This is a genomic window from Pseudomonas sp. Tul2A7 (assembly GCF_054790505.1).
Map to the genome: position 1 here is coordinate 615,117 of NZ_CP186499.1, position 21,260 is coordinate 636,376.

Annotated in this window: 22 protein-coding genes; 14 read left to right on the forward strand and 8 right to left on the reverse strand. The window is 59.1% G+C overall.

What is annotated here, in order from left to right; all coding sequences use genetic code 11:
* Positions 1-49 precede the first annotated feature (49 nt).
* The 4 genes from ACOYXJ_RS02880 to ACOYXJ_RS02895 are packed head-to-tail and all read left to right on the forward strand — an operon-like array spanning position 50 to position 2,496.
* Positions 50-355 carry a BufA1 family periplasmic bufferin-type metallophore gene (locus ACOYXJ_RS02880; RefSeq protein WP_095119190.1) on the forward strand — a complete coding sequence of 102 codons (306 nt, stop codon included), beginning with the start codon at positions 50-52 and terminating at the stop codon, positions 353-355.
* Positions 356-380: 25 nt separating this feature from the next.
* Positions 381-1,268, forward strand: a complete 888-nt coding sequence (bufB, locus tag ACOYXJ_RS02885) for an MNIO family bufferin maturase (protein WP_460367789.1) — start codon at positions 381-383, stop codon at positions 1,266-1,268.
* Complete coding sequence (locus ACOYXJ_RS02890; protein WP_460367791.1) at positions 1,265-2,023, forward strand: HvfC/BufC N-terminal domain-containing protein; 759 nt, start codon at positions 1,265-1,267, stop codon at positions 2,021-2,023. The genes bufB and ACOYXJ_RS02890 overlap by 4 nt, the downstream gene beginning before the upstream one ends.
* Positions 2,020-2,496: a DoxX family protein gene (locus ACOYXJ_RS02895; protein WP_460367794.1), complete on the forward strand. Its 477-nt coding sequence runs from the start codon at positions 2,020-2,022 to the stop codon at positions 2,494-2,496. Before ACOYXJ_RS02890 ends, ACOYXJ_RS02895 begins: the two co-directional genes overlap by 4 nt.
* 34 nt (positions 2,497-2,530) lie before the next feature.
* On the opposite strand, the gene ACOYXJ_RS02900 is transcribed toward ACOYXJ_RS02895, so the two are convergent.
* Positions 2,531-3,445, reverse strand: a complete 915-nt coding sequence (locus tag ACOYXJ_RS02900) for a LysR family transcriptional regulator (protein ID WP_460367796.1) — start codon at positions 3,443-3,445, stop codon at positions 2,531-2,533.
* Positions 3,446-3,550: 105 nt separating this feature from the next.
* On the opposite strand from ACOYXJ_RS02900, the gene ACOYXJ_RS02905 reads away from it, so the two are divergent.
* The 3 genes from ACOYXJ_RS02905 to ACOYXJ_RS02915 all read left to right on the forward strand — a co-directional run bounded on the left by ACOYXJ_RS02905 (position 3,551) and on the right by ACOYXJ_RS02915 (position 6,574).
* Positions 3,551-4,150: a short chain dehydrogenase gene (locus tag ACOYXJ_RS02905; RefSeq protein ID WP_122600752.1), complete on the forward strand. Its 600-nt coding sequence runs from the start codon at positions 3,551-3,553 to the stop codon at positions 4,148-4,150.
* 59 nt (positions 4,151-4,209) lie between these two features.
* A complete protein-coding gene (locus tag ACOYXJ_RS02910) occupies positions 4,210-4,863 on the forward strand; it encodes a COG3650 family protein (RefSeq protein ID WP_460367798.1) in 654 nt (217 codons plus the stop codon).
* A gap of 97 nt (positions 4,864-4,960) precedes the next feature.
* Entirely contained in the window at positions 4,961-6,574 is a 1,614-nt protein-coding gene (locus ACOYXJ_RS02915) for an NAD(P)/FAD-dependent oxidoreductase (protein WP_460367800.1), read from the forward strand.
* 132 nt (positions 6,575-6,706) lie between these two features.
* Here ACOYXJ_RS02915 and ACOYXJ_RS02920 read toward each other — a convergent pair whose 3' ends face one another.
* The gene (locus ACOYXJ_RS02920; protein WP_460367802.1) at positions 6,707-7,801 is read right to left on the reverse strand and encodes a PLP-dependent cysteine synthase family protein; all 1,095 of its coding nucleotides are present in this window, start codon (positions 7,799-7,801) and stop codon (positions 6,707-6,709) included.
* A 251-nt stretch (positions 7,802-8,052) separates the two neighbouring features.
* Here ACOYXJ_RS02920 and nhaA point away from each other — a divergent pair, with 251 nt between their 5' ends.
* The 6 genes from nhaA to ACOYXJ_RS02950 all read left to right on the forward strand — a co-directional run bounded on the left by nhaA (position 8,053) and on the right by ACOYXJ_RS02950 (position 12,313).
* Positions 8,053-9,240, forward strand: coding sequence for a Na+/H+ antiporter NhaA (gene nhaA, locus ACOYXJ_RS02925; protein ID WP_460367804.1), 1,188 nt, complete (start codon positions 8,053-8,055; stop codon positions 9,238-9,240).
* Between the two features lie 122 nt (positions 9,241-9,362).
* Positions 9,363-9,632: a hypothetical protein gene (locus tag ACOYXJ_RS02930; RefSeq protein WP_034154984.1), complete on the forward strand. Its 270-nt coding sequence runs from the start codon at positions 9,363-9,365 to the stop codon at positions 9,630-9,632.
* A complete protein-coding gene (locus tag ACOYXJ_RS02935) occupies positions 9,629-10,369 on the forward strand; it encodes a zeta toxin family protein (RefSeq protein ID WP_038358152.1) in 741 nt (246 codons plus the stop codon). Before ACOYXJ_RS02930 ends, ACOYXJ_RS02935 begins: the two co-directional genes overlap by 4 nt.
* A gap of 189 nt (positions 10,370-10,558) precedes the next feature.
* Positions 10,559-11,782 carry a colicin E3/pyocin S6 family cytotoxin gene (locus ACOYXJ_RS02940; protein WP_460367806.1) on the forward strand — a complete coding sequence of 408 codons (1,224 nt, stop codon included), beginning with the start codon at positions 10,559-10,561 and terminating at the stop codon, positions 11,780-11,782.
* Between the two features lie 7 nt (positions 11,783-11,789).
* Entirely contained in the window at positions 11,790-12,035 is a 246-nt protein-coding gene (locus ACOYXJ_RS02945) for a colicin E3-like toxin immunity protein (RefSeq protein ID WP_460367808.1), read from the forward strand.
* A 26-nt stretch (positions 12,036-12,061) separates the two neighbouring features.
* Complete coding sequence (locus ACOYXJ_RS02950) at positions 12,062-12,313, forward strand: pyocin S6 family toxin immunity protein (protein ID WP_460367810.1); 252 nt, start codon at positions 12,062-12,064, stop codon at positions 12,311-12,313.
* A gap of 75 nt (positions 12,314-12,388) precedes the next feature.
* Here ACOYXJ_RS02950 and ACOYXJ_RS02955 read toward each other — a convergent pair whose 3' ends face one another.
* Positions 12,389-12,853, reverse strand: coding sequence for an outer membrane lipoprotein (locus ACOYXJ_RS02955; RefSeq protein WP_008086349.1), 465 nt, complete (start codon positions 12,851-12,853; stop codon positions 12,389-12,391).
* A gap of 182 nt (positions 12,854-13,035) precedes the next feature.
* Between ACOYXJ_RS02955 and ACOYXJ_RS02960 the strand changes: the two genes are divergently transcribed.
* Complete coding sequence (locus tag ACOYXJ_RS02960; RefSeq protein ID WP_435035234.1) at positions 13,036-13,272, forward strand: hypothetical protein; 237 nt, start codon at positions 13,036-13,038, stop codon at positions 13,270-13,272.
* Positions 13,273-13,277: 5 nt separating this feature from the next.
* Here ACOYXJ_RS02960 and pdxH read toward each other — a convergent pair whose 3' ends face one another.
* The 5 genes from pdxH to dinG all read right to left on the reverse strand — a co-directional run bounded on the left by pdxH (position 13,278) and on the right by dinG (position 21,227).
* Positions 13,278-13,925, reverse strand: a complete 648-nt coding sequence (gene pdxH, locus ACOYXJ_RS02965; RefSeq protein ID WP_016986574.1) for a pyridoxamine 5'-phosphate oxidase — start codon at positions 13,923-13,925, stop codon at positions 13,278-13,280.
* A 24-nt stretch (positions 13,926-13,949) separates the two neighbouring features.
* Entirely contained in the window at positions 13,950-15,056 is a 1,107-nt protein-coding gene (locus ACOYXJ_RS02970; RefSeq protein ID WP_460367813.1) for an OmpA family protein, read from the reverse strand.
* Between the two features lie 113 nt (positions 15,057-15,169).
* Positions 15,170-16,315 (reverse strand): serine hydrolase domain-containing protein, encoded by a 1,146-nt coding sequence (locus ACOYXJ_RS02975; protein WP_460367815.1) that lies wholly within the window; start codon positions 16,313-16,315, stop codon positions 15,170-15,172.
* Between the two features lie 191 nt (positions 16,316-16,506).
* Complete coding sequence (locus ACOYXJ_RS02980; protein ID WP_460367817.1) at positions 16,507-18,987, reverse strand: beta-galactosidase; 2,481 nt, start codon at positions 18,985-18,987, stop codon at positions 16,507-16,509.
* A gap of 95 nt (positions 18,988-19,082) precedes the next feature.
* Positions 19,083-21,227: an ATP-dependent DNA helicase DinG gene (gene dinG, locus ACOYXJ_RS02985; RefSeq protein WP_038358136.1), complete on the reverse strand. Its 2,145-nt coding sequence runs from the start codon at positions 21,225-21,227 to the stop codon at positions 19,083-19,085.
* Positions 21,228-21,260 lie beyond the last annotated feature (33 nt).

Genomic DNA, 21,260 nt, shown 5'->3' on the forward strand with positions numbered 1-21,260 from the left:
CAAGCGCAATCGCGCTTGTAAAAACCCTGAACAAGACTGGAGAAACATCATGACTGCTACCACCCGCACCCTGTCCGCTACTGCCCTGGTTCTGGCCCTCGGTTCTGCCCTGAGCATGACCGCTGTATCGACCGTCCACGCCGCTGACGCCGACATGGAAAAATGCTTCGGCGTGGCCATGAAAGGTCACAACGATTGCGCCGCAGGTGCAGGCACTACCTGTGCCGGTACGGCGAAAATGGACTACCAGGCCAACGCCTGGAAACTCGTTCCAAAGGGCACCTGCGCTACCACTGAGAGCAAGACTTCGCCGACCGGTTTCGGTCAGATGCAAGCCTTCAAAGCCAAGTCCTGATCGTTGGCCTGCCTGAGTGACGATCATGCTCACGATCAATGACCATGCCCAATCCCGCACTCAGGCAGCCCGCACCGGGCTTCCGGCCCGTGCCGGGCTGGGACTCAAGACCGGGCACTTTCGTGAAGTGCTCGGCTCACAACCGGACATCGGCTTCTTCGAAGTCCACGCCGAAAACTACATGGTCGACGGCGGTCCGTTTCATCATTTTCTCGGTTTGATCCGCGAGCAGTATCCGCTGTCGTTGCACGGTGTCGGCTTGTCCATCGGTGCTGAAGGGCCGCTGGATAAACACCATCTTCAGCGCCTTGCCGAGCTGATTCGGCGCTATCAACCGCAAGCCTTTTCCGAACACCTGGCCTGGTCTAGCCACGGCCCGGTGTTCCTCAATGATCTACTGCCGCTGGCTTATGACACGCCGACGTTGAATCGCGTCTGCGAGCATATCGATCAAGTGCAGAACACGCTCAAACGGCCCATGCTGCTGGAGAATCCGGCAACCTATCTGGCGTTTCAACGCTCAACCCTCGATGAGGCAGATTTCATCGCCGAGGTCATCCGCCGCAGCGGCTGTGGCCTGCTGCTGGACGTCAACAATGTCTACGTTTCTTGCGTGAACCATCAGCGTGATCCACTGGCGTATCTCGATGCGCTGCCATTACACACGGTGGGTGAAATTCATCTGGCCGGGTTCGCCGAAGATAGCGACAGCCTTGGCGATCGCTTGCTGATCGATGATCACGGCGCGCCGATTGATCAAGCCGTCTGGGGTTTGTACCGGCAAGTGCTGCAACGCATCGGCCCGGTGGCAACGTTGATCGAGCGCGACAATCAAGTGCCGGCGTTTGCGGTGCTGCTGGCGGAAGCTCAGCAAGCTGATGCGCTTTTGCTGGATGCTGGAGCACGCACATGACCGCGCAACGCGATTTCGCTGCCGCGCTCCTCGACACACGGCTACCCTGCCCCGAAGGGCTGTGCAGCGCCAACGGTGCCGATCCGGCAAGCCGTTTTGCGGTGTATCGCAACAACGTACAGGGTTCGCTGATCAATGCGTTGAGCGACAGTTACCCGGTGGTAGCGCAATTGGTCGGCGATGAATTCTTTCGCGCCATGGCGGCCGTTTTCGTCCAACAGCAGCCGCCGCAAAGTCCGTTGATGAATCGCTATGGCGAAGCGTTCGCCGCCTTCATCCAGACATTCGAACCCGCCTGGAGCGTGCCCTATCTGGCCGATGTCGCGCGGCTCGAACATCTGCGCACGCTGGCCTATCACGCGGCCGACGCGGAGCCGGTTCGGCACGAACACATCACTGCGGCGCTAGCCGCCCCACAAGCCTTGAGCGAATTGTGCCTGGTGTTTCATCCGTCCCTGCACTTGCTCGATTGCGCCTATGCCGTGGTTACGATCTGGGCGGCACATCAACAGGACGCGTTGCTCGAAGGCATCGAGATCGATCGTCGGCAACACGCTCTGGTTTTACGCAACGGCCTGGACGTCGAAGTGTTCGCCCTCGAACCCGGCGCCAGCGTGTTTATCCGCAATCTGATCGATGGACAGCCTCTCCTGGCAGCGGCTGAACACAGCCCTGAATTCGACCTCGCGCAAACCCTCGGCCTGCTGATCGCACACAACGCGATCACCCAAATGAACAACAAGGAATCGCCATGAGCCGCCTCATCACCCGCGCCATCGCGCTGCTGGAAAAAATCCCTCACAGCCTGATCGCCTTTATTGCGCGTTTCTCGATAGCCGCGGTGTTCTGGAAGTCAGGGCAGACCAAGGTTGAAGGTTTGGCCATTGACCTGACCGACGGCACCTTTCAATTCGGCTGGCCACGTCTGGCCGATTCGACCATTCCGTTGTTCAAGAGTGAATACCACGTGCCACTGCTGTCGCCAGAGATTGCCGCGCACATGGCGGCGTTCGCCGAACACTTCTTCCCGCTGCTGATCCTGATTGGCTTCGCTACACGGTTTTCGGCGTTGGCGTTGTTGGGTATGACATTGGTCATTCAACTGTTTGTGTACCCCGATGCCTATCCGACTCACGGCACCTGGGCGGCGGTGTTGCTGTACCTGATGGCAACAGGGCCGGGCAAGTTGTCGATTGATCACCTGATTGCCCGCCGTTTCGCCAACTGAACGCCGACCTGTAGTGGGGTTTATGTTCATATGATCAGCGCTGAAGTCGATCCAACGCTTCACCGCTGCGCTTGAACCAGCCGATCAGATAGTCAGCGAGTACCTGCGTGCGTTTTGGTAATCCGCCCTGATACGGGTGCACCAGGTACATCGGCATACGCCGGGTCTGAAAGTCACGCAGGAGCCAGCGCAATCGGCCGTCAGCCAATTCCGCCTGCAGCAAGTAGGAAGGCAATCGCGCGATACCAGCGCCGCTGAGCGCGGCTTTCTTGAGCAGGTTGTAATGGTTGCTGGCAAACGGTCCTGACACGCGTACCCGCAACAATTCATGCTGCTGGTGATACAGCCACTCTTCGCGCCCGCTGTAGTGGCTGTTGAGCAAACAGCGATGTTCGACCAGTGCTTGCGGTGTCAGCGGTTCACCGAAGCGTTCGAGATAGGACGGACTGGCGCAGGTCATTTCCTGCCAGGCCAGTAGCGGTTTGGCCACCAGACGCTCGTCATTGGCCACCTCACTGCGGATCGCCAGATCAAAGCCGTCCCGCGAGAGATCGCGATAGCTATTGTTCAGCTCCAGTTCGATCTGCACTTCGGGATACTTCTGCGAAAACTCCAGCAGCAGACCATCGAAAAAGGTTTCCCCCAGCGAAACCGGCACCGTCATACGCACCGGACCGGCCATATCATCCTTCAACCGCGCCAAGGCCTGACGCGCCCTTTCCACCTGGACGACCAGCGCCTGAGCCTGCGGCAACAATGCCGCGCCCGCCGCGGTCAGGCTCAAACGCCGGGTGGTGCGTTGCAGCAACACCACGGAAAACTGCGCTTCGAGCTGGCTGATGCGTTTGGACAGCTGGCCCTTGCTGCAGCCCAATTGCTGCGCTGCCAAGGTGAAACTGCCCGCTTCAATCAACACCGCGAACGCCGCCAGATCATCCATTTCGCTCATGGATTGTTTCCATTTGAAAACCAAAGGTTGCCTATTAGTGCGCTTATCCACAGAAAAAACCACTCTAGACTGAAACCTCGTTCAACCACTTGAGGTACAAGCTCGATGAAGATTCTGTTGATAGGCGCTGGCGGCACTATTGGTTCGGCGGTGGATAAAGAACTCTCGCAACGCCACGAAGTCATCCGTATCGGCCGTAGCAGCGGTGATTTGCAGGTGGATATCAGCGACAGCGCGTCAATCCGCAAGCTGTTCGAAAAAACCGGCAAGTTCGATGCACTGGTCTGCGCCGCCGGCAACGTCACCTTTGCACCGCTGGGTGAGATGACTGAAGACAGTTTTGCCCTCGGCCTCAAAGACAAGCTGATGGGCCAGGTCAATCTGCTGCTGATCGGCCGCGAATTCGCCAACGACGGCGCCTCGTTCACCTTCACCACCGGCGTGCTCAGCCATGATCCGATCCGCAGCGGCGCCTCGGCAGCGCTGGTCAACGGCGCCCTCGACAGCTTCGTCCGCGCCGCCGCCATCGAACTGCCACGCGGCCTGCGAGTGAACTCGATCAGCCCGACCGTACTGCTCGAAGCCATGGGTAGCTACGCCCCGTATTTCCGTGGCTACAAGCCGGTTCCTGCAGCGGATGTGGCATTGGCCTACGCGAAAAGTGTCGAAGGCCTGCAGACAGGTCAGACGTTTCACGTGGGCTAAACCCTTGTGATGAACGGTCAGGCTGCGTAACGTGGCGACACTTGTCTGGAGAGCCGAAGATGCGTGTTGCCCGTTCGTTAGTCCTTGTTGCCCTGCTGCCGTTGTTTGCCGCCTGCCAGTTGCTCGATGGCCAGCGAGAAAGTGCCTCGCACGTCGGGCAGACACGGATGCAGGGGCAACTGACCGCCGCTGACGGCAAACTGGTGTTTCAGCCGTGCCAGGAGCAGCGCCAACTGGTGGTCAATGACGTCGGCGGCACCAGCATCCTGCAAGAGGCTGCCACCCTCGCCGATGAACAGGGCAAGCTGTTCGCCGATGTGCGCGGCAAGGTGGCCGGCGATCGACTCGACCTGACTCAGTTGTACCGCGTCGAACGCTCCGGCACCGCCTGCGATGACCCCAACTTCAAACTGCTGATCCTGCGCGCCGCCGGTCATGGCCCGGAGTGGAACGTCAAAGTCAGCGGCAAAGGCATGGTCATCGACCGCGAAGGTCAGCCGCCACTTGCCGTGCCGTATATTGAAGATCAATTGGGCGATGGCCGCTTCAATCTGAGCAGCGAAGTCAACAACCAGCGCATCGAATTGTGGGTCGCGCCGCAGCGCTGCGTCGACAGCAGCACCGGTAGCGTGCAGCACATGAGCGCCGAGTTGCGCATCGACGGCCAGGTGCAGCGTGGTTGCGGGTATTTCGGCGGATCGCGCAACGACTGAGCGTTTTAGCCTCACCGGATCCGGCCTTTGCGGCTTATAATCGCGGCCTTCAAACGCCCTGGCGCAGTTGTGCGCCCCGCGAACCCGGATCCTCGCCATGTTACGAATCACTGAACTCAAGCTGCCAATCGACCATCCCGATGAAGACCTGCGCCCTGCCATCGTGCAGCGCCTGGGCATCGCCAGCGATGATCTGCTCGATTTCACCTTGTTCAAGCGCAGCTACGATGCGCGCAAAAAGTCCTCCGAACTGTGCTTCATCTACACCATCGACCTCCAAGTGCGCGACGAGGCCAAAGTGTTGGGCAAGTTCGCCGACGACCGTAACGTCAACGTGGCGCCGGATGTCAGCTACAAATTCGTCGGCGAAGCGCCAAGCGACCTGAGCCAGCGTCCGATCGTTGTCGGTTTCGGCCCGTGCGGGATCTTTGCCGGCCTGCTGCTGGCACAAATGGGCTTCAAGCCGATCGTCCTCGAACGCGGCACCGAAGTTCGCCAGCGCACCAAAGACACCTGGGGCCTGTGGCGTAAAAGCGTGCTCAACCCCGAGTCCAACGTGCAGTTCGGCGAAGGCGGCGCGGGCACGTTCTCTGACGGCAAGCTATACAGCCAGATCAAGGATCCGAAGTTCCTCGGGCGCAAAGTCCTGCACGAGTTCGTCAAGGCCGGCGCGCCGGAAGAAATTCTCTACGTCAGCAAACCGCACATTGGTACGTTCCGTCTGACCGGCATGGTTGAAAACATGCGCGAGCAGATCCGCGAACTGGGCGGCGAAGTGCGCTTCCAGGAACGCGTCACCGACGTGCTGATCGAAGACGGCCAACTGCTCGGCGTGCAACTGGCCAGCGGCGAAACCCTGCATTCCAAACACGTGGTTCTGGCCCTCGGTCACAGCGCCCGCGACACCTTCCGCATGCTCCACAGCCGTGGCGTGTTCATGGAAGCCAAGCCGTTCTCGGTGGGCTTTCGCATCGAACACCCGCAATCGCTGATCGACCGTGCGCGTCTGGGCAAATATGCCGGTCACCCGAAACTCGGTGCCGCCGACTACAAACTGGTGCACCACGCCAAGAACGGTCGTTCGGTCTACAGCTTCTGCATGTGCCCGGGCGGCACCGTGGTCGCGGCGACGTCCGAGCCGAATCGCGTCGTCACCAACGGCATGAGCCAGTACTCGCGTAACGAACGCAACGCCAACTCCGGCATCGTTGTCGGCATCACCCCGGAAGTCGATTACCCGGGCGGCCCGCTCGCTGGCATCGAGTTGCAGGAACGTCTGGAATCCCACGCGTTCATTCTGGGTGGCAGCGATTACAAGGCGCCGGCGCAACTGGTTGGCGACTTCATCAACGACATTCCTTCGACCGAGCTGGGCGAAGTCGAGCCGTCGTACAAGCCGGGCGTGGCGCTGGGTGACCTGGCCTTGGCCTTGCCGGATTTTGCCATCGAGGCAATCCGCGAAGCGTTGCCGGCGTTCGAGAAGCAGATTCGTGGTTACTCGCTGCACGATGCAGTGTTGACCGGGATCGAGACGCGTACTTCGTCACCGCTGCGCATCACTCGTAACGAGATGCTGCAGAGCATGAACGTGAAGGGCCTGTTCCCGGCCGGTGAAGGCGCGGGTTATGCGGGCGGGATTCTGTCGGCGGGTGTTGACGGGATTCGCATTGCAGAAGCCGTGGCGCGCGACATCCTCGGCCTGACTGACTAATCGTCTGAAGCAACAAAAATCCCTGTGGGAGCGAGCCTGCTCGCGAAAGCGGAGTGTCATTCAACAACCAAGTTGCCTGACACACTGCCTTCGCGAGCAGGCTCGCTCCCACATTGGTTTTTGCATTCGGCTTTAGATATTGGCGCGCAGGACTGACTCAGGCAGTGGCTCCCCACGCTCGGCACTCGCCGCCACCGCGTCGATCAACCCAGCCAATTCATACCCCTGCGCCTTCAACCAATCCTGATCGTAATAGGTGTCGGCATACCGCTCGCCGCCATCGCACAGAATCGCCACGATCGACCCCGACTCCCCCGCTGCTTTCATCTGCTGCGCCGCCATCAAGGCGCCGATCAGATTGGTCCCGCTCGACCCGCCGACATGCCGCCCCAGACGTTTCGCCAGATAATGCATCGCCGCCAGTGACAAGGCGTCAGGCACCTTGACCATCGCATCGATCACCTTGGGCAGAAACGACGCTTCAACGCGCGGCCGGCCAATCCCTTCAATGCGCGACCCGCAGTCCAGACGCAAACTCGCATCGCCGGTCTGGTAGTAATCGAAGAACACCGAACGCTCGGCATCCGCGCACAACACGCGGGTGCAGTGCTGGCGATAGCGCACGTAACGACCGAGCGTTGCGGTGGTGCCGCCGGTGCCGGGGCTGGAAATCAGCCAGCTCGGTTCAGGGTGTTTCTCGTAGCGCATCTGCTGGAAGATCGATTCGGCAATGTTGTTGTTAGCCCGCCAGTCGGTCGCGCGCTCGGCGTAGGTGAACTGGTCGATAAAGTGGCCGCCATGCTCGCGGGCCAAACGCTCGGATTCGGCGTAGATTTGCGTCGGATCTTTCACCAGATGACTTTGGCCACCGTAGAACGCGATCTGCGCGATCTTCTCTTTGGACGTGGTCGCGGGCATCACCGCAATAAACGGCAGACCGAGCATCCGCGCGAAGTACGCTTCGGAAATCGCCGTCGAACCGCTGGACGCCTCGATCACCGGCGCGCCGGGTTTCAGCCAGCCATTACACAACGCATAGAGAAACAGCGAACGAGCCAGACGATGCTTGAGGCTGCCGGTCGGATGGCTGGACTCATCCTTGAAATACAACTCGATGCCCGCAAAACCCGGCAGCGGCAAAGGGATCAGATGGGTGTCGGCGCTGCGCTGAAAATCCGCTTCGATGATGCGGATCGCTTCGCGGGCCCACTGTCGGTTGTCGCTCATGGTGATGGTTCTCGTTGAATCGGGCAGGAGATGAATGTGTACAAAAGGCTCACTCATCAGCTTAGGAAAAATCCTATAGCGCGCACAGATACAGCTGAGTCTCAATATGTCAGGCAACTGCTAGGCTCAGCGTGGCTTGAGCCAGACACCTTGTAACGCCATATAACAAAAAAGAATATAACTTTTGTTTTAACAACTAACAGTACGGGTTAGGGTGTCCCACCTTTTGACTTTATCGATGGAGAGCGACCTTGCCTCTGCGTAGCACTTTCACGCGTTTCTTTCAGTTGGAAGCTGCCAGCGGTCTGTTATTGATCGCCGCAGCCATCCTGGCCCTGATTATCAACAACTCGCCATTGTCGTGGCTCTACACCGGCCTGCTCGACACGCCGGTGGTGGCGCAGATCGGTGCGTTGAAAATCGCTAAACCCCTGCTGCTGTGGATCAACGACGGTCTGATGGCGATGTTCTTCCTGCTTATCGGCCTGGAAGTGAAACGCGAAGTCCTCGAAGGCCAGCTGTCGAAACCGTCGCAGATCGTCCTGCCCGGTGCAGCCGCGATCGGCGGCATGCTGGTACCGGCGCTGATCTACTGGTTCCTCAATCGCGACAATCCGGCAGCCCTCGACGGCTGGGCGATCCCGACCGCGACAGACATCGCCTTCGCCCTCGGCGTGCTGGCTCTGCTCGGCAAGCGCGTACCGGTATCGCTGAAGCTGTTCCTGATGACCCTGGCAATCATCGATGACCTCGGCGCCATCGTGATCATTGCGATCTTCTACTCCGGCGAACTGTCGACTCTGTCGCTGGGTCTGGCGGCAGCGTGCATTGCAGCGCTGGTGGCGATGAACCGGCTCGGGGTGGTCAAGCTCGGGCCGTACATGATCATCGGTTTGATCCTCTGGGTCTGCGTCCTCAAAAGCGGTGTCCACGCCACGCTGGCCGGCGTGACGTTGGCCTTCTGCATCCCGCTGCGCACGAAAAACGCCGAACCGTCGCCGTTGCTGACTCTCGAACATGCGCTGCACCCGTGGGTGGCCTACGGCATTCTGCCGCTGTTCGCCTTCGCCAACGCCGGCCTGTCGCTGAGCGGCGTCACCGTGGAAAGCTTCACCCATCATGTGCCGATGGGCATCGCGGTAGGCCTGCTGTTGGGCAAGACCGTCGGCGTGTTCGGTCTGACCTGGCTCGCGGTGAAAACCGGCATCGCCGCCCTGCCCCAAGGCGCCAACTGGGGTCAGGTACTGGGCGTGGCGATCCTCTGCGGAATCGGCTTCACCATGAGCCTGTTTGTCGGCTCGCTGGCGTTTGAGCCTGGTGTGAGTGATTACGCTGGCATGGACCGGATGGGGATTTTGACCGGGTCGATTCTGGCGGCGTTGATTGGTTATGCGGTGACGGCGGCGGCGAGTCGTCGGAATACTCTGAAAAACGCTTGAGACGCATTTTTCTACAAAAGTCGAGGCCCTTCTATCCAGAGGGGCTTGGCTCTGAACCTCGCAAGTGTGCTATATCTTTGGTCGACAGCCGCACCTTCTCAGCACCGATTCTGGAGTCATCCATGTCACGTAAAGCAGAAAAACGCCCAATGACGGACGATCAGATTTCCATACAGGAGTCTCGGATTCCGGACATCGCTCTGAAGGCATTCAGCAACGCCTACAGAATGGCGCTCGCCAATGGTGCTGCAGTGCTCGTTGCTAAAGATGGTCAGCTATTTGAAGTGACAGAGAAGAGTTCTGTTGCTTTGCGCACAATAGGCACCTACGGAAATCTGAAAAGCGGCACTCGCCTGCACATCAACAAATCCTCGAAACAGGTTATTTCTTGAGCACACCGAGAATACGGATATTCGCAGGCCCGAACGGGTCAGGAAAAAGCACCTTCAATCGACTGGTTCCAGCGCATTTGCTGGGAAATTACATAAATCCTGATGACATAGAACGCTCAATCAAAGATACAGGGTATTTTGACTTCACCTCCTATCGCATCGAAGCTCACAAAGAAGACATCTTTGAATTCTTTCGTGAGCACGCTCTACTCAAGAAATCCCCTCACTCATTGGCAAAGCTGGATTCCCTGAAAATCGACGGTGAAAGGCTTAGCTTCGCAAATACTGTAATCGACTCCTACGTCGCATCAGCCCTTTCCGACTTCATACGAAGATCTTTGATCAAAGAGCGAATCAGCTTTACGTTTGAAACTGTCATGTCGTCCTCTGACAAGGTCAAACTGCTCGCCGAAGCTCATGCTTCCGGTTACCGGGTTTATGTTTACTACGTCGCTACCGCCGACCCTCAGATCAACATTGCCAGGGTTGCGTATCGTGTCAAACAAGGTGGGCACAGCGTTCCTCCTGAAAAGATAGAGGCACGGTACTGGAGATCTTTGGAGCTTCTGTCTGATGCCATCCTGACCTCCAACAGAGCCTACATTTTCGACAACTCGGATGAAGGTAGCGAAGGTCTCACGCAGATTGCGGAAATCACCGATGGCGATCTGATTGAGATCAAATCAGATACTCAGCCACCTTGGTTCAAAGAGTTCGTGCTCGACAAATTACTGTAGTGCGCTGAACAAATTTTTCCTGCGGGCTCAGTCCTCTGAGTCTCGAACAATAGCCAATCTACAAATCAGCATCCGTCGAACAATCCCCACGTCTTTAGCGACGCGTCCTACAGCCACCATTTTCCTGCTTCGTTAACGTTGCGCAACCCTTTGCGAAGGGCTGTCGATGGATGAGCGAAAGGACGATCAGTGGCTGGCAATAAGGACATTCCCCGGGCTCAAAACCCACCGCAAGGCGACGGACATCACGTCAACTACCGCTACATGACGGCCACGGAATTGGCCGAGCGCGAGGCCAGACAAAACGCTTACGACGCCATGCTGGCGCGGCAGGAGGCTTTCGAGCGCAGCCGTGAGGTGGCGGTCAAAAAAGCCGATCCCGTGCGCGCTGGCTGCGTATTCGCCAAGTCCTGCAAATTGCCGGATGCGATTATCGATTACGCCAGTCCTTCGGGGATGGTGCCGACGGACAGCCTGAAGGACTACGGCGACCTGATCCTGCTAGGCGCGCGTGAAGCCGATGAAAGCGGCGCAGTTCCTCTCAAGAAAATCGGCGCAACTGCTGTTCCGGCCGGATTTGGCAGTCTGGCTTTGGCGGGATCGGTGTTTGAAGCACTGCCCGCTGCTGTATCTAGTGCGGCTGTTGCGCCTTTAGTTGGTTTGGTTGCGCTGTTCATGCCATCGAGTCTTGGCGACAGTGCGCTCTATACCGACGAGCAGTTGCGTGGACTTGAACAGGCGCGAACGCGTGTTCGGTTGAGGGTCGAACAGCAGGCCGACGGCAGCCTGAAGGGCTACGGCTTCTACACCGGCACGAATCGCGATTGGGAAATGGTTGATGTCGTGCAGTTCAAGTTGCGTGGCAGCCAGTTCATTGCTGACTTGGGCGAAGGTGTAGAACTGATCTGGACGCCTGCTGTAGATGGCTCGGACATCCTCGGTATTCCCGCGCTGGAGGCTGCACCGCAGGCACCGCACATCTGGGTTTATCCGCCGACGAAAGCGGCGGATGGGATTTTGGTGAATCCGGTTTATCCGCCGGAGTATCGGGATTTTATTCTGGTTTTTCCGGCGCATTCGGGGGTAAAACCGTTATACGTTGTACTGAATACAACACGAAAAGGCTTGGCACCTGCTGGCCACAGCTACCATAAACCGCCGACTACAGAACAAATCACCGCATTTCCAGACTTGAAAAAGGTTAAGGACAAGAATCCAGTTCAGGGCGGAGGTGGACTTCGTAAGCGCTGGACAGATGCCAAAGGAAAGAGAATTTACGAATGGGATTCAAGGCACGGAGAATTAGAAATGTACCGAAGCGATGGAGCTCATCTAGGAGCATTCGATCCCTACACCGGTGAACAACGTGAAGGGCCTATAAAAGAAAGAAGCATCAAAAAAAGATATCTGTGAGGAAGAGATGGGACTAGAACTGAGACTGGAATGGTACGACACAGCAACCCTGCAATTGCAGGGCGAGGAGTCGTCAAAAGATCTGGGGGATGATGAATCAGTACTGAATGCCTTAGGCATTCCGGTGGAGGGCAACATCAATAATGGCAGCTTCAACGTCGTCGAGAAGTGGATTGCGACCATTCAGCCGTACTTTCAACATCAAATCATTCTGAGTGCCAACGACTATCAAATTTCGTTTGACTACAGTTAATACCGCAAACAGGCTATTGAAACTTAATGCGCTACCTTTCGATAACCGGCTTTTACCCTGATGATGCTCAAGATGACTCTTTGCAATTCGAGTTGTATATCAAAGATAGCGAGATGAACGAAAAAGTTGCACAGCTCATAGAGTCCAGCCCCCTGAGTGAACTGGAACCTGGGGAGTTGTTATTGACCACAAAGCAAGTAGCTGCGCTGGAAACTCTCCTGAAGGTTAGCCTCCCGAAAGGCTTGGAGTTCTTCATGGGCACCTGTGCTGATTACTGACTTACCGAATTGGTAGCAAAAAACAAAAAACCCGACCAGTCACCTGATCGGGGTTTTCTTTACCCTACATCCCGCTTAGTGCGAAACGCGGCTGGTCCCGCCAACGGTGGAGATGCGCACGCGCTCGCCAACGCGGAACACTTCATTCTCCTGAACCTGCTGCACATAGGCGCGCATGCTGCCGTCGTCTTCACGCACGGTGATTTCCACACCCTGGGTACGGGTCAGACCTTCTTCGGTTGCCGAACCGATCAGACCGCCCGCCACCGCACCGATGACCGCAGCAACGATGCTGCCCTTGCCGCCGCCGATGGCGCTGCCGCCGACGCCGCCGACCGCTGCACCGGCGATACCGCCGATCGGGGTCTTGGTGCCTTCGATTTTCACCGGGCGCAGGGATTCGATGGTGCCCATGCGAATCGTCTGCACGCGACGCGCTTCGTCACGGGAGTAGGAGTCACCGGTCAGGCTCGATTGGCAGCCGGTAAGCAACATCGCCATCGTGGAAAAGGAAGCAACCAGCAGAACAGACTTACGCATAGCATCAACTCCAAAAAAACATATAGTCATTAAACTCCGTGGCTTGACGCCTGTCACGACACCGCCCGGATAAATTGGCTTTCATTCAGGCGCGGTACAGACACCTGCACACTCTCTCCCTGATGTAGCCCCTACAGTAGCGCCAAATTGCCAAATCTGCGCCACGGAGACCAAGGATTTTCATGGATTACTTCATCATCGTCGTCACCACGGCCGCCGGTTTGTACTTCCACTGGTGGTTGTACGTGCGGATCAAGCGCTGGATGGATCGCGATCTGGCGTTGTCGCTGGCGGGCAAGGATGAAGGCAAACGCGCCTTCATGCTCGAACAGTTGGCGAACGCTCAGGCGCAAAGGATCAAGCGCCGGGATCTGCCGAAGTGGCTGGAGGCCGCTGCGGCAGGCTATCCCGCTCGGTAGACTGCTCAGGGTGCCAGACGTTCAAGAATCCAGTCGGCGCCCTGCACACGGTAGTTGAGGCGATCGTGCAGACGGCTCGGACGGCCCTGCCAGAATTCGATGCGCTCAGGCAGCAAGCGGTAACCGCCCCAGTGTTCCGGGCAGTCGGGCTGAGTATCGGAGAAACGCTGCTCGGTGGCCTTGAGCAAATCTTCCAGTTCACCGCGCCCGTTGATCACCCGGCTCTGCGGTGATGCCCAGGCACCGAGGCGGCTGCCCAGTGGGCGCACCTGATAATACGCATCGGACTCCGCGGGAGTGACCTTGACCACCCGCCCTTCGATGCGCACTTGGCGTTCGAGGGTGGGCCAGAAAAAGGTCATGGCGGCAAATGGATTGGCCGCCAGGTGCTGGCCCTTGGCGCTGTCGTAGTTGGTGAAGAAGGTGAAGCCCTGCTCGTCCAGGCCCTTGAGCAGCAGAATGCGACAGTGCGGTCGCCCATCCTGGTCGACCGTGGCCAGGGTCATGGCGTTGGCTTCCACCGGTGCCTGTTCGGTTTTCACCGCGTCAGCGAACCACTGGTGGAACAACGCAAACGGCTCGGCCGGGGCTTGCGCCTCGGTCAGACCATCCCGGGTGTAATCACGACGCATATCTGCCAGAGCCTGGGTCATGGCGCATTCCTTTTCGTTAGCGGATCACTTTTTGGTGGCATCGGTCGCGGCGACTTTCTTGTCGGTCGCGGCGGCTTTGGCTGGTGCAGTTTTCTTCGCTGGGGCCTTGGCTGGAGCTTTTTTCGCTGGAGCCTTGGCAGCGGCTTTCTTGGCCGGAGCCTTTTTGGTTGCCGGAACAGCGGCTTTTTTCGCCGCAGGAGCCGGGGTTACCGGTTTGGCGGTAGGCTTGGCGTCCTGCGCAGCAACCATGGTCACTGGCTTCGGTGCCGGCATGTTGTACTTGCTCAGCAGCGCAACCATGGTGTTCTGCGGGGTCACCAGCAGTTCGACACGACGGTTCAGGGCACGCCCTTCAACACTGTCGTTGGCCGCACGCGGCGCTTCGGAACCCATGCCGCGCAGCATCAGGCGATCGCGCTGCAAGCCGCTGAGACGGAAGATCGCCGCAATGGACTGGGCACGTTCCTGGCTCAGTTTGATGTTGGCAGGCGCGGCACCACTGGAATCGCTGTGGCCAAGAACCAGCACGGCAGTTTTCGGGTCGGCTTCAAGGATTTTCGCCACTCGGGTGAACGGACCGAGGGTGACCGGCAGCAGCATGGCTGGACGATCAGGGTTGAACGAGCCTTCGACCGGCGCCGTCACGACCAGCACGTTTTCACGGCGTTCGAGTTGCAGATTGCTGTCCTTGACCGCTTCACGCAGACGCGGCTCATAGTCGTCGAGCCAGGCCTGGGTGACTTTCGGATCCGGCATCGGCACGGCTTTGGTGGTTGGCTGATCCTTGCCGCCAAACGGCCACCACCATTTGCCACCCGCATCGGCTTCAGCTTTGGCCACGGTTGCCGGTTTTTTCGCTTCCGGGGCGACTTCAGCCTTCATGTCCGCTTTGACCGCTTCATCATCGGAACCGAACGGCCAGTACCACGGGCTGCTGCTTTCAGTCTTCGCCACGGGTGCAGTGGCCGCAGGTTTCAGCGGCGCTGGGGCCGGAGCCGATTCCTTGGCTGCGACTTTGTCGGAAGAGCCGAACGGCCACCAGCTACCGCCGTCCGCATCGTTTTTCGGGGTCTGTGCACAACCGGTGATCGCTACACACAGGGCCAGGGCGAGAGTCTTTTTAGCTGACATTGAAAATCCACAAAATGAAGTAATGAAAAATCAGAGCACTTTCGCCCGGATAAACAGCCGTTTTGAAACGAAAAACCGCTTGAGGTTCCGGCCCTGGGACCTCGGATGCAACTTTACAGACAAGTGGCAAGCACCCGCGCGAGCTTCTGCGCGCGCGGATCCATCAAGACGTACGGCCCAAGGGTATTTGTCACAAAACCGAAGGCAACATCATGCTCAGGATCAGCGAAACCGATGGAACCGCCCGCACCCGGATGACCGAATGCACGAGGGCCGAGACCGTAAGTGGCGTTGGGCACATCCGGTTGATCAAGCATGCAGCCCAGACCGAAACGGGTCCGGGTCAACAAAGTCTTGTCTTCGCCGAGGCTGTGTTCGCGGGTCAGCTCTTCGAGCATGTCGCTTTCGAGCAGGCTGCCGTCGAGCAGGCCCGCGTAGAAACCGGCCAGACTGCGCGCATTGCCGTGGCCGTTGGCCGCCGGTTGCTGCATGCGCCGCCATTCCGGTTTGTTGGTGCTGGTGAGCACTGAAGGTGGGTTGGTAAAAGCGCGGGTGGTCATCGCGGTGGGTTCGCGCATGGTCACCTGCAGCAGACGTTGCGCGGCGGCATCGCCAGCGTTGCCTTTGCCGCGGGCAATGTGCGCCACACGGTGGAACTCTTCGTCAGCCAGACCGACGTGAAAATCCAGACCCAAAGGTTTAGCGACACGAGCAACGATGGATTCGCCCGGCCCGCGACCGTCAGCACGGCGCAGTAACTCGCCGATCAGCCAGCCGTAAGTGATCGCGGCATAACCGTGACCGGTGCCCGGCGTCCACCACGGAGCTTCGGCGGCGAGGGCGTCGACCATGGTTTGCCAGTCATACAACGCTTCCGGCGCCAGCAATTCACGCAGCGCCGGCAAACCGGCCTGGTGGCAGAGCAATTGGCGCAGGGTCACGGATTCTTTGCCAGCGGCGGCGAATTCCGGCCAGTAGCGGGCGACCGGAACATCCAGTTGCAGCTTGCCTTCGCCGACCAGTTGCAGGGCGGTGACAGCTGTAAAGGTTTTGGTGCAGGAGAACAGGTTGGCGATGGTGTCGCTGTGCCAGGCTTCGGCGCCATCCTTGTCGGCAGTACCGGACCAGAGGTCGAGGACGGTTTCTCCACCGACCTTGATGCACAGGGCTGCGCCGCGTTCCTGGGGATCGTCGAACAGTGCGGCGAAAGCTTCGCGCACCGCTTCGAAGTGAAGCTCGTAATGTCCCTGAATCTGCACCCGCAACTCCCCCGCGAAAACGCTCTACAAAGTGGCCCGCATTGTTCCAGCCCTTGAGGGATTTGGGAACAGCTGCGGGCCAGACGGTTAAACGCCAAGTCAAAAGATCGCAGCCTGCGGCAGCTCCTACAGAGAAACGCGTTCCCATGTAGGAGCTGCCGCAGGCTGCGATCTTTTTAGAGCATCACAGGTTAGTGACCATTGCCGGAATGCCCACCGGCATGCCCTGCCCCCGGCCCTTTACCGGCCTCGCCTTCGCGCCCGCCCTCAGCCTCATGTCCCGCTGCGGCGGCCGCTTTCTGAGCCTCTTTGCCAAGCTGATCAATCGCCTGCAAGTTGCTCTTGCGCACTGTCTCGACAAACCCCTGGTACGGCAGATCCGTCACGCCCACCAGACCAAAGTGACCATTCTCGCCATCGAGCAGACGCCCGGTCACCGGTTGATCCAGATACTGGAACCAATGCACGCCGACAATTGATGGCTCACTCAACGCTTGCTTGAGGAAGTTGGCGTACGCCGGTCCGCGATCTTCTTCTCTGGCCACTTGCGTGACGCCGCCCCAGAACGGGCCACGATCCGTTGAGCCAAAGTTGAATTCGGTGATCAGTACCGGTTTGTCCAAAGCGCCCAGCGCGGCAAAGTCATAGCCTTCCTGTGGTTTCAGCGTGTACATGTTGAAGCTCAGCACATCGCAGTACTGCGCGCAGGAGGCCACGGCTTCTGGCGTGCTGATGGCAAACCGGCCGCCGAGCAGCAACTGGTTCGGCGCGTGCCATTTCAGCGAGTCGGAAATGGTTTTGAAGTAGGTGTCAGCGAAGACTTTCTGGAAATATTTGAAGTCCGCCTCGATTTCCGGATGTTCGGGATTCGGCAGCGGTGGCACGAAACCCGGATCTTCCATCAACTCCCACGCCGGCAGATCGATGCCCCACGCCTTCGACAGCCCCGCCTGATTGCGGTACTTGTCGCGCAATTGCTTGAGGAATGCGCGTTTGGCCGGGACGTCGGTGGTCATTTTCAGCGTGCCATAAGCCAACGCGTAGCGGGATTTCGGATCATCGCCGGGACCGGCCCACGCCAGTTCGTTGTCGGCGTAATAGCCGATCAGCCACGGATCATCGCGGTGATCGCGGGCGGCGATAGCCACGGCGCGCTCGGTGGCCATGGCGAAACGCGGATCGAACGGATCGGGCATACCGCCCCACCAGTCGCTGCCGGTACTGATGCTGGTGTAGTCGCCGACGATCGACAGCGGCAAGGTGTACGGTACGCGCTCGGCTTCAGTCAGCGAATCGGCACTCCAGTTGCCGACCGTGTTGAAGCCCCAGGCTTGCAGGCGATCGAGCGTGTGGCTGGCCCACTGTTGCTCATCGATGGTGGCCTTGCACGGTTCGGCAGCCTGTTCTGTCGTCGCTTGTACGGTTTCAGTCTTGGCCGCTTCAGCGACGCCGGACTTCGGCTCGGCAGGTACAGGGGCAGGCTCGGCGGCTTGGACGGCGGCCGTTTCAGCGGCTGCAGACTTGGCCGCTTCCGCTACCCCGGACTTGCTTTCACTGTCGGCTTTGCACGGTTCACCGTACACGCGCTGCAGGTTGGCGCCGTAGAAGTCGTACCAGCGCCCGTTGCCATAACCCCGGCCCTGATCAACACCATTGCCGCCACGGTTGTCGCCTTCGCCAAAATGTCTGGCCAAGGGCTCACCAGGTTTAGGCAAGGATTCGAACATGTACTCACGGCCGGCCACGTAGGTCTGGTTGACCTGCGGGCTGACAGTGTTCACACCCAGCGAGTAAAACGGGTGACCTTCAGGCGTGACCAGATACCAGCGGCCATCACGCTTTTCGGTGCGGAAGAACCCGCTGGCCTTGAAGGCGGGGCCTTTGTTCCAGCCACCGAACTTGTCCAGCGAAGACTTTTCACGCTCGGCCAGCCAGGTTTTCAGCTGCTGCTGTTCCTTGGCGGCGGCGGATTTCAGTTGTTCGTCATTGCTGATCTTTTCCGGCCATTTGCTGCGGGTCGATTGCCCGTAGGCGTCGACCAGATTGCCGTAAACGGCTTGGGTGACCGAGTCGCCGTCCTGCACGCCAAAGCGTTCGAGCAGCAAACTCTGGGCAACTTTCGGCTGATCCATCGACAGGCTCACCGAGACCACTTGGCTGCGATCGATTTCGCCGCTGCTGCTGGCCAAGAGGATCCGCTGACCATCGACTGTCATCGGCATTGGCGGCCCGGCTTTCATGCCTTGGCTCAGCGGGCTAGACGCCACCAGCGGTACCAACAGGGTTTGCGCAGGGCCGGCCGGCAGGTCGACGCGGCTGACCAGCGTGCGGCCGTCATTGCTCTGGATCTGCACGTAAACCGTCACGGCCCAGTTCATCGCACTCTGCAAGCGCAGAGTCATCATGCCCGACTGCGACCAGTCCCACGCGCCGGTTTGTGGCGTAAGACGTAAGGTCGGGCGAGCCACCGGATTGAACGTCACCCGCCGCAGCACCTCGCCCTCAGGCGTTTGCTCGGCGTTGGCCTGCGGCAGATCGGCATTTTCGGTCGCGACTTTGACCACGTCGGCGGGGCGAACGAAGTTGAACAGGGTCTGCTGACCCGCAGGCGCCGCAAACAGCGGCGTGGCGAAGATCAAGGCAAATATGGCGGGCAACGAACGGCGGATCATAAGAACGGAGTTCTCCCTAACGACCAACAATGGCCAATGGAAAAGCGATGGCAGAGAGATAGACAACACGGCGGGCAAAACTGCCCACCGTTGTCTCAGGATATTTCACGACGGAAAGGAGGCAACGCATTGAGGATCGCCTTGCCATAGCGCTGGGTGACCAGACGCCGATCGAGCAAAGTGATGGTGCCGCGGTCCTCTTCGGTGCGCAGCAGACGCCCGCAGGCCTGCACCAGCTTCAGAGAAGCATCGGGCACGGAGATTTCCATGAACGGATTGCCGCCACGGGCTTCGATCCATTCCGACAACGCCGCTTCGACCGGGTCGTCCGGCACCGAGAACGGGATCTTGGCAATCACCACGTGCTCGCAGTACGCACCCGGCAAGTCGACACCTTCGGCAAAACTGGCGAGACCGAACAGCACGCTGGAGTCACCACCATCGACCCGCGCCTTGTGCTTGTTCAGGGTTTCCTGTTTCGACAGGTTGCCTTGAATGAACACCTGCTTGCGCCAGTCGCGGTCGAGACCGTCGAACACGTCCTGCATCTGTTTGCGCGAGGAAAACAGCACCAGGGTGCCGCGCGAGCCTTCGACCAGATCGGGCAATTCACGGATGATCGCCGCCGTATGAGCAGCAGCATCACGCGGGTCGGCCTTCAGATCCGGCACTCGCAGCACGCCCGCGTCGGCGTGATGGAACGGGCTCGGCACCACGGCGGTGACGGCTTTTTTCGGCAGGCCGGCGCGCATGCGGAAGCGGTCAAAGGTGCCCAAAGCAGTCAATGTTGCCGATGTAACGAGACAACCGTAAGCGACATTCCACAGGCTACGGCGCAAGGTTTCCGCCGCCAGAATCGGGCTGGCATTGACCTCGATGTCGAACAGCGAACCGCTCTCGGCCAGGGTCAGCCAACGCGCCATCGGCGGACTGTCTTCCGGGTCTTCGGCGGTAAACGCCGTCCACAGTTCCCAGTTGCCCGAAGCGCGGGACAGCAGGCTGCCGAACAGCGGATACCACTCTTCAGCCTGATTGCTGGCGATGCCGATGTTGACCTCACCGTCCATGCCTTCCTTGAGCAGGTCGGTCAGACGGGTGAACAGATCGTTGAGACGCGAAAAGCCCTTCTTCAACTCGATGCCCATTTCGCGCATGTGCTCGGGAATCACCCCGGCGACGAAACGATGGCGGGGGCGCTCACGGCCCTCGACGTCTTCGCCAGGTTTGAAGTCGGCGACCTGTTCGCAGGCGCTGAACATGAACTGTTGCTGGGCTTTGATCTCGCGCGCCAGCTCCGGCACTTGTTCGATCAGCTTGCCGAGATCGCCCGGCAGCGGATGCTGGGCCAGTAATTTGGTCAGGTTCTTCGCGGTGGTTTCCAGCCAGTCGGCGGTGGAGCGCAGGCGTGTGTAATGGGCGAAGTGGCCGATGGCTTTGTCCGGCAGGTGATGACCTTCGTCGAACACGTAAATGGTGTCACGCGGATCGGGGAGCACCGCACCGCCGCCCAGCGCCAGGTCAGCCAGGACCATGTCGTGGTTGGTGACGATCACGTCAACCTTGCCCATGCCTTCGCGGGCCTTGTAGAAGGCGCACTGGCCGAAGTTCGGGCAATGACGATTGGTGCACTGGCTGTGATCGGTGGTCAAGCGCGCCCAATCGGCGTCTTCCAGCGCATTCGGCCAGCTGTCACGGTCACCGTCCCACTTATTGCCGGCGAGTTTCTCGATCATGCTGGTGAACAGCTTCTGACTGGCCTCATCGACCTCGATCTTGAAGCCTTCTTCTTCGAAAAGCTGAGCAGTGGCGGTTTGCGCGTGGCCTTCCTGCAACAGCATGTCGAGTTTGGACAGGCACATGTAGCGGCCACGGCCCTTGGCCAGGGCGAAGCTGAAATTCAGCCCGCTGTTGCGCATCAGGTCGGGCAAATCCTTGTAGACGATCTGTTCTTGCAGGGCCACGGTCGCGGTGGCGATGACCAAGCGTTTGCCGGCCAGTTTTGCAGTAGGGATCGCTGCCAGGCTGTAGGCCACTGTCTTGCCGGTACCGGTGCCGGCTTCCACTGCGACAATCGCGGGGTCGCCACTGCGCCGGCCTTCGTCGTCGGTGTCGATATCCCCGAGGACTTTGGCGATTTCAGCGATCATCAGGCGCTGGCCATAACGCGGCTTGAGGCTCTTGGCCTCTAGAAAACGCGAGTAGGCGCCCTGGATCGTGGTTTTGAGTTCAGTGCTGATCATTGAGTGTCGGGCGCAAAAAACGCTGGATAAATT

Coding starts and splice junctions, on each gene's coding strand:
- bufB (WP_460367789.1), top strand. CDS start 381: ATGCTCACGATCAATGACCATGCCCAATCCCGCACTCAGGCAGCCCGC.
- ACOYXJ_RS02910 (WP_460367798.1), top strand. CDS start 4,210: ATGCGTGTTGCCCGTTCGTTAGTCCTTGTTGCCCTGCTGCCGTTGTTT.
- ACOYXJ_RS02920 (WP_460367802.1), bottom strand. CDS start 7,801: ATGAGCGACAACCGACAGTGGGCCCGCGAAGCGATCCGCATCATCGAA.
- ACOYXJ_RS02915 (WP_460367800.1), top strand. CDS start 4,961: ATGTTACGAATCACTGAACTCAAGCTGCCAATCGACCATCCCGATGAA.
- ACOYXJ_RS02900 (WP_460367796.1), bottom strand. CDS start 3,445: ATGAGCGAAATGGATGATCTGGCGGCGTTCGCGGTGTTGATTGAAGCG.
- ACOYXJ_RS02905 (WP_122600752.1), top strand. CDS start 3,551: ATGAAGATTCTGTTGATAGGCGCTGGCGGCACTATTGGTTCGGCGGTG.
- ACOYXJ_RS02880 (WP_095119190.1), top strand. CDS start 50: ATGACTGCTACCACCCGCACCCTGTCCGCTACTGCCCTGGTTCTGGCC.
- ACOYXJ_RS02895 (WP_460367794.1), top strand. CDS start 2,020: ATGAGCCGCCTCATCACCCGCGCCATCGCGCTGCTGGAAAAAATCCCT.
- ACOYXJ_RS02960 (WP_435035234.1), top strand. CDS start 13,036: ATGGATTACTTCATCATCGTCGTCACCACGGCCGCCGGTTTGTACTTC.
- dinG (WP_038358136.1), bottom strand. CDS start 21,227: ATGATCAGCACTGAACTCAAAACCACGATCCAGGGCGCCTACTCGCGT.
- ACOYXJ_RS02930 (WP_034154984.1), top strand. CDS start 9,363: ATGTCACGTAAAGCAGAAAAACGCCCAATGACGGACGATCAGATTTCC.
- ACOYXJ_RS02890 (WP_460367791.1), top strand. CDS start 1,265: ATGACCGCGCAACGCGATTTCGCTGCCGCGCTCCTCGACACACGGCTA.
- ACOYXJ_RS02950 (WP_460367810.1), top strand. CDS start 12,062: ATGCGCTACCTTTCGATAACCGGCTTTTACCCTGATGATGCTCAAGAT.
- ACOYXJ_RS02945 (WP_460367808.1), top strand. CDS start 11,790: ATGGGACTAGAACTGAGACTGGAATGGTACGACACAGCAACCCTGCAA.
- ACOYXJ_RS02980 (WP_460367817.1), bottom strand. CDS start 18,987: ATGATCCGCCGTTCGTTGCCCGCCATATTTGCCTTGATCTTCGCCACG.
- ACOYXJ_RS02970 (WP_460367813.1), bottom strand. CDS start 15,056: ATGTCAGCTAAAAAGACTCTCGCCCTGGCCCTGTGTGTAGCGATCACC.
- ACOYXJ_RS02955 (WP_008086349.1), bottom strand. CDS start 12,853: ATGCGTAAGTCTGTTCTGCTGGTTGCTTCCTTTTCCACGATGGCGATG.
- pdxH (WP_016986574.1), bottom strand. CDS start 13,925: ATGACCCAGGCTCTGGCAGATATGCGTCGTGATTACACCCGGGATGGT.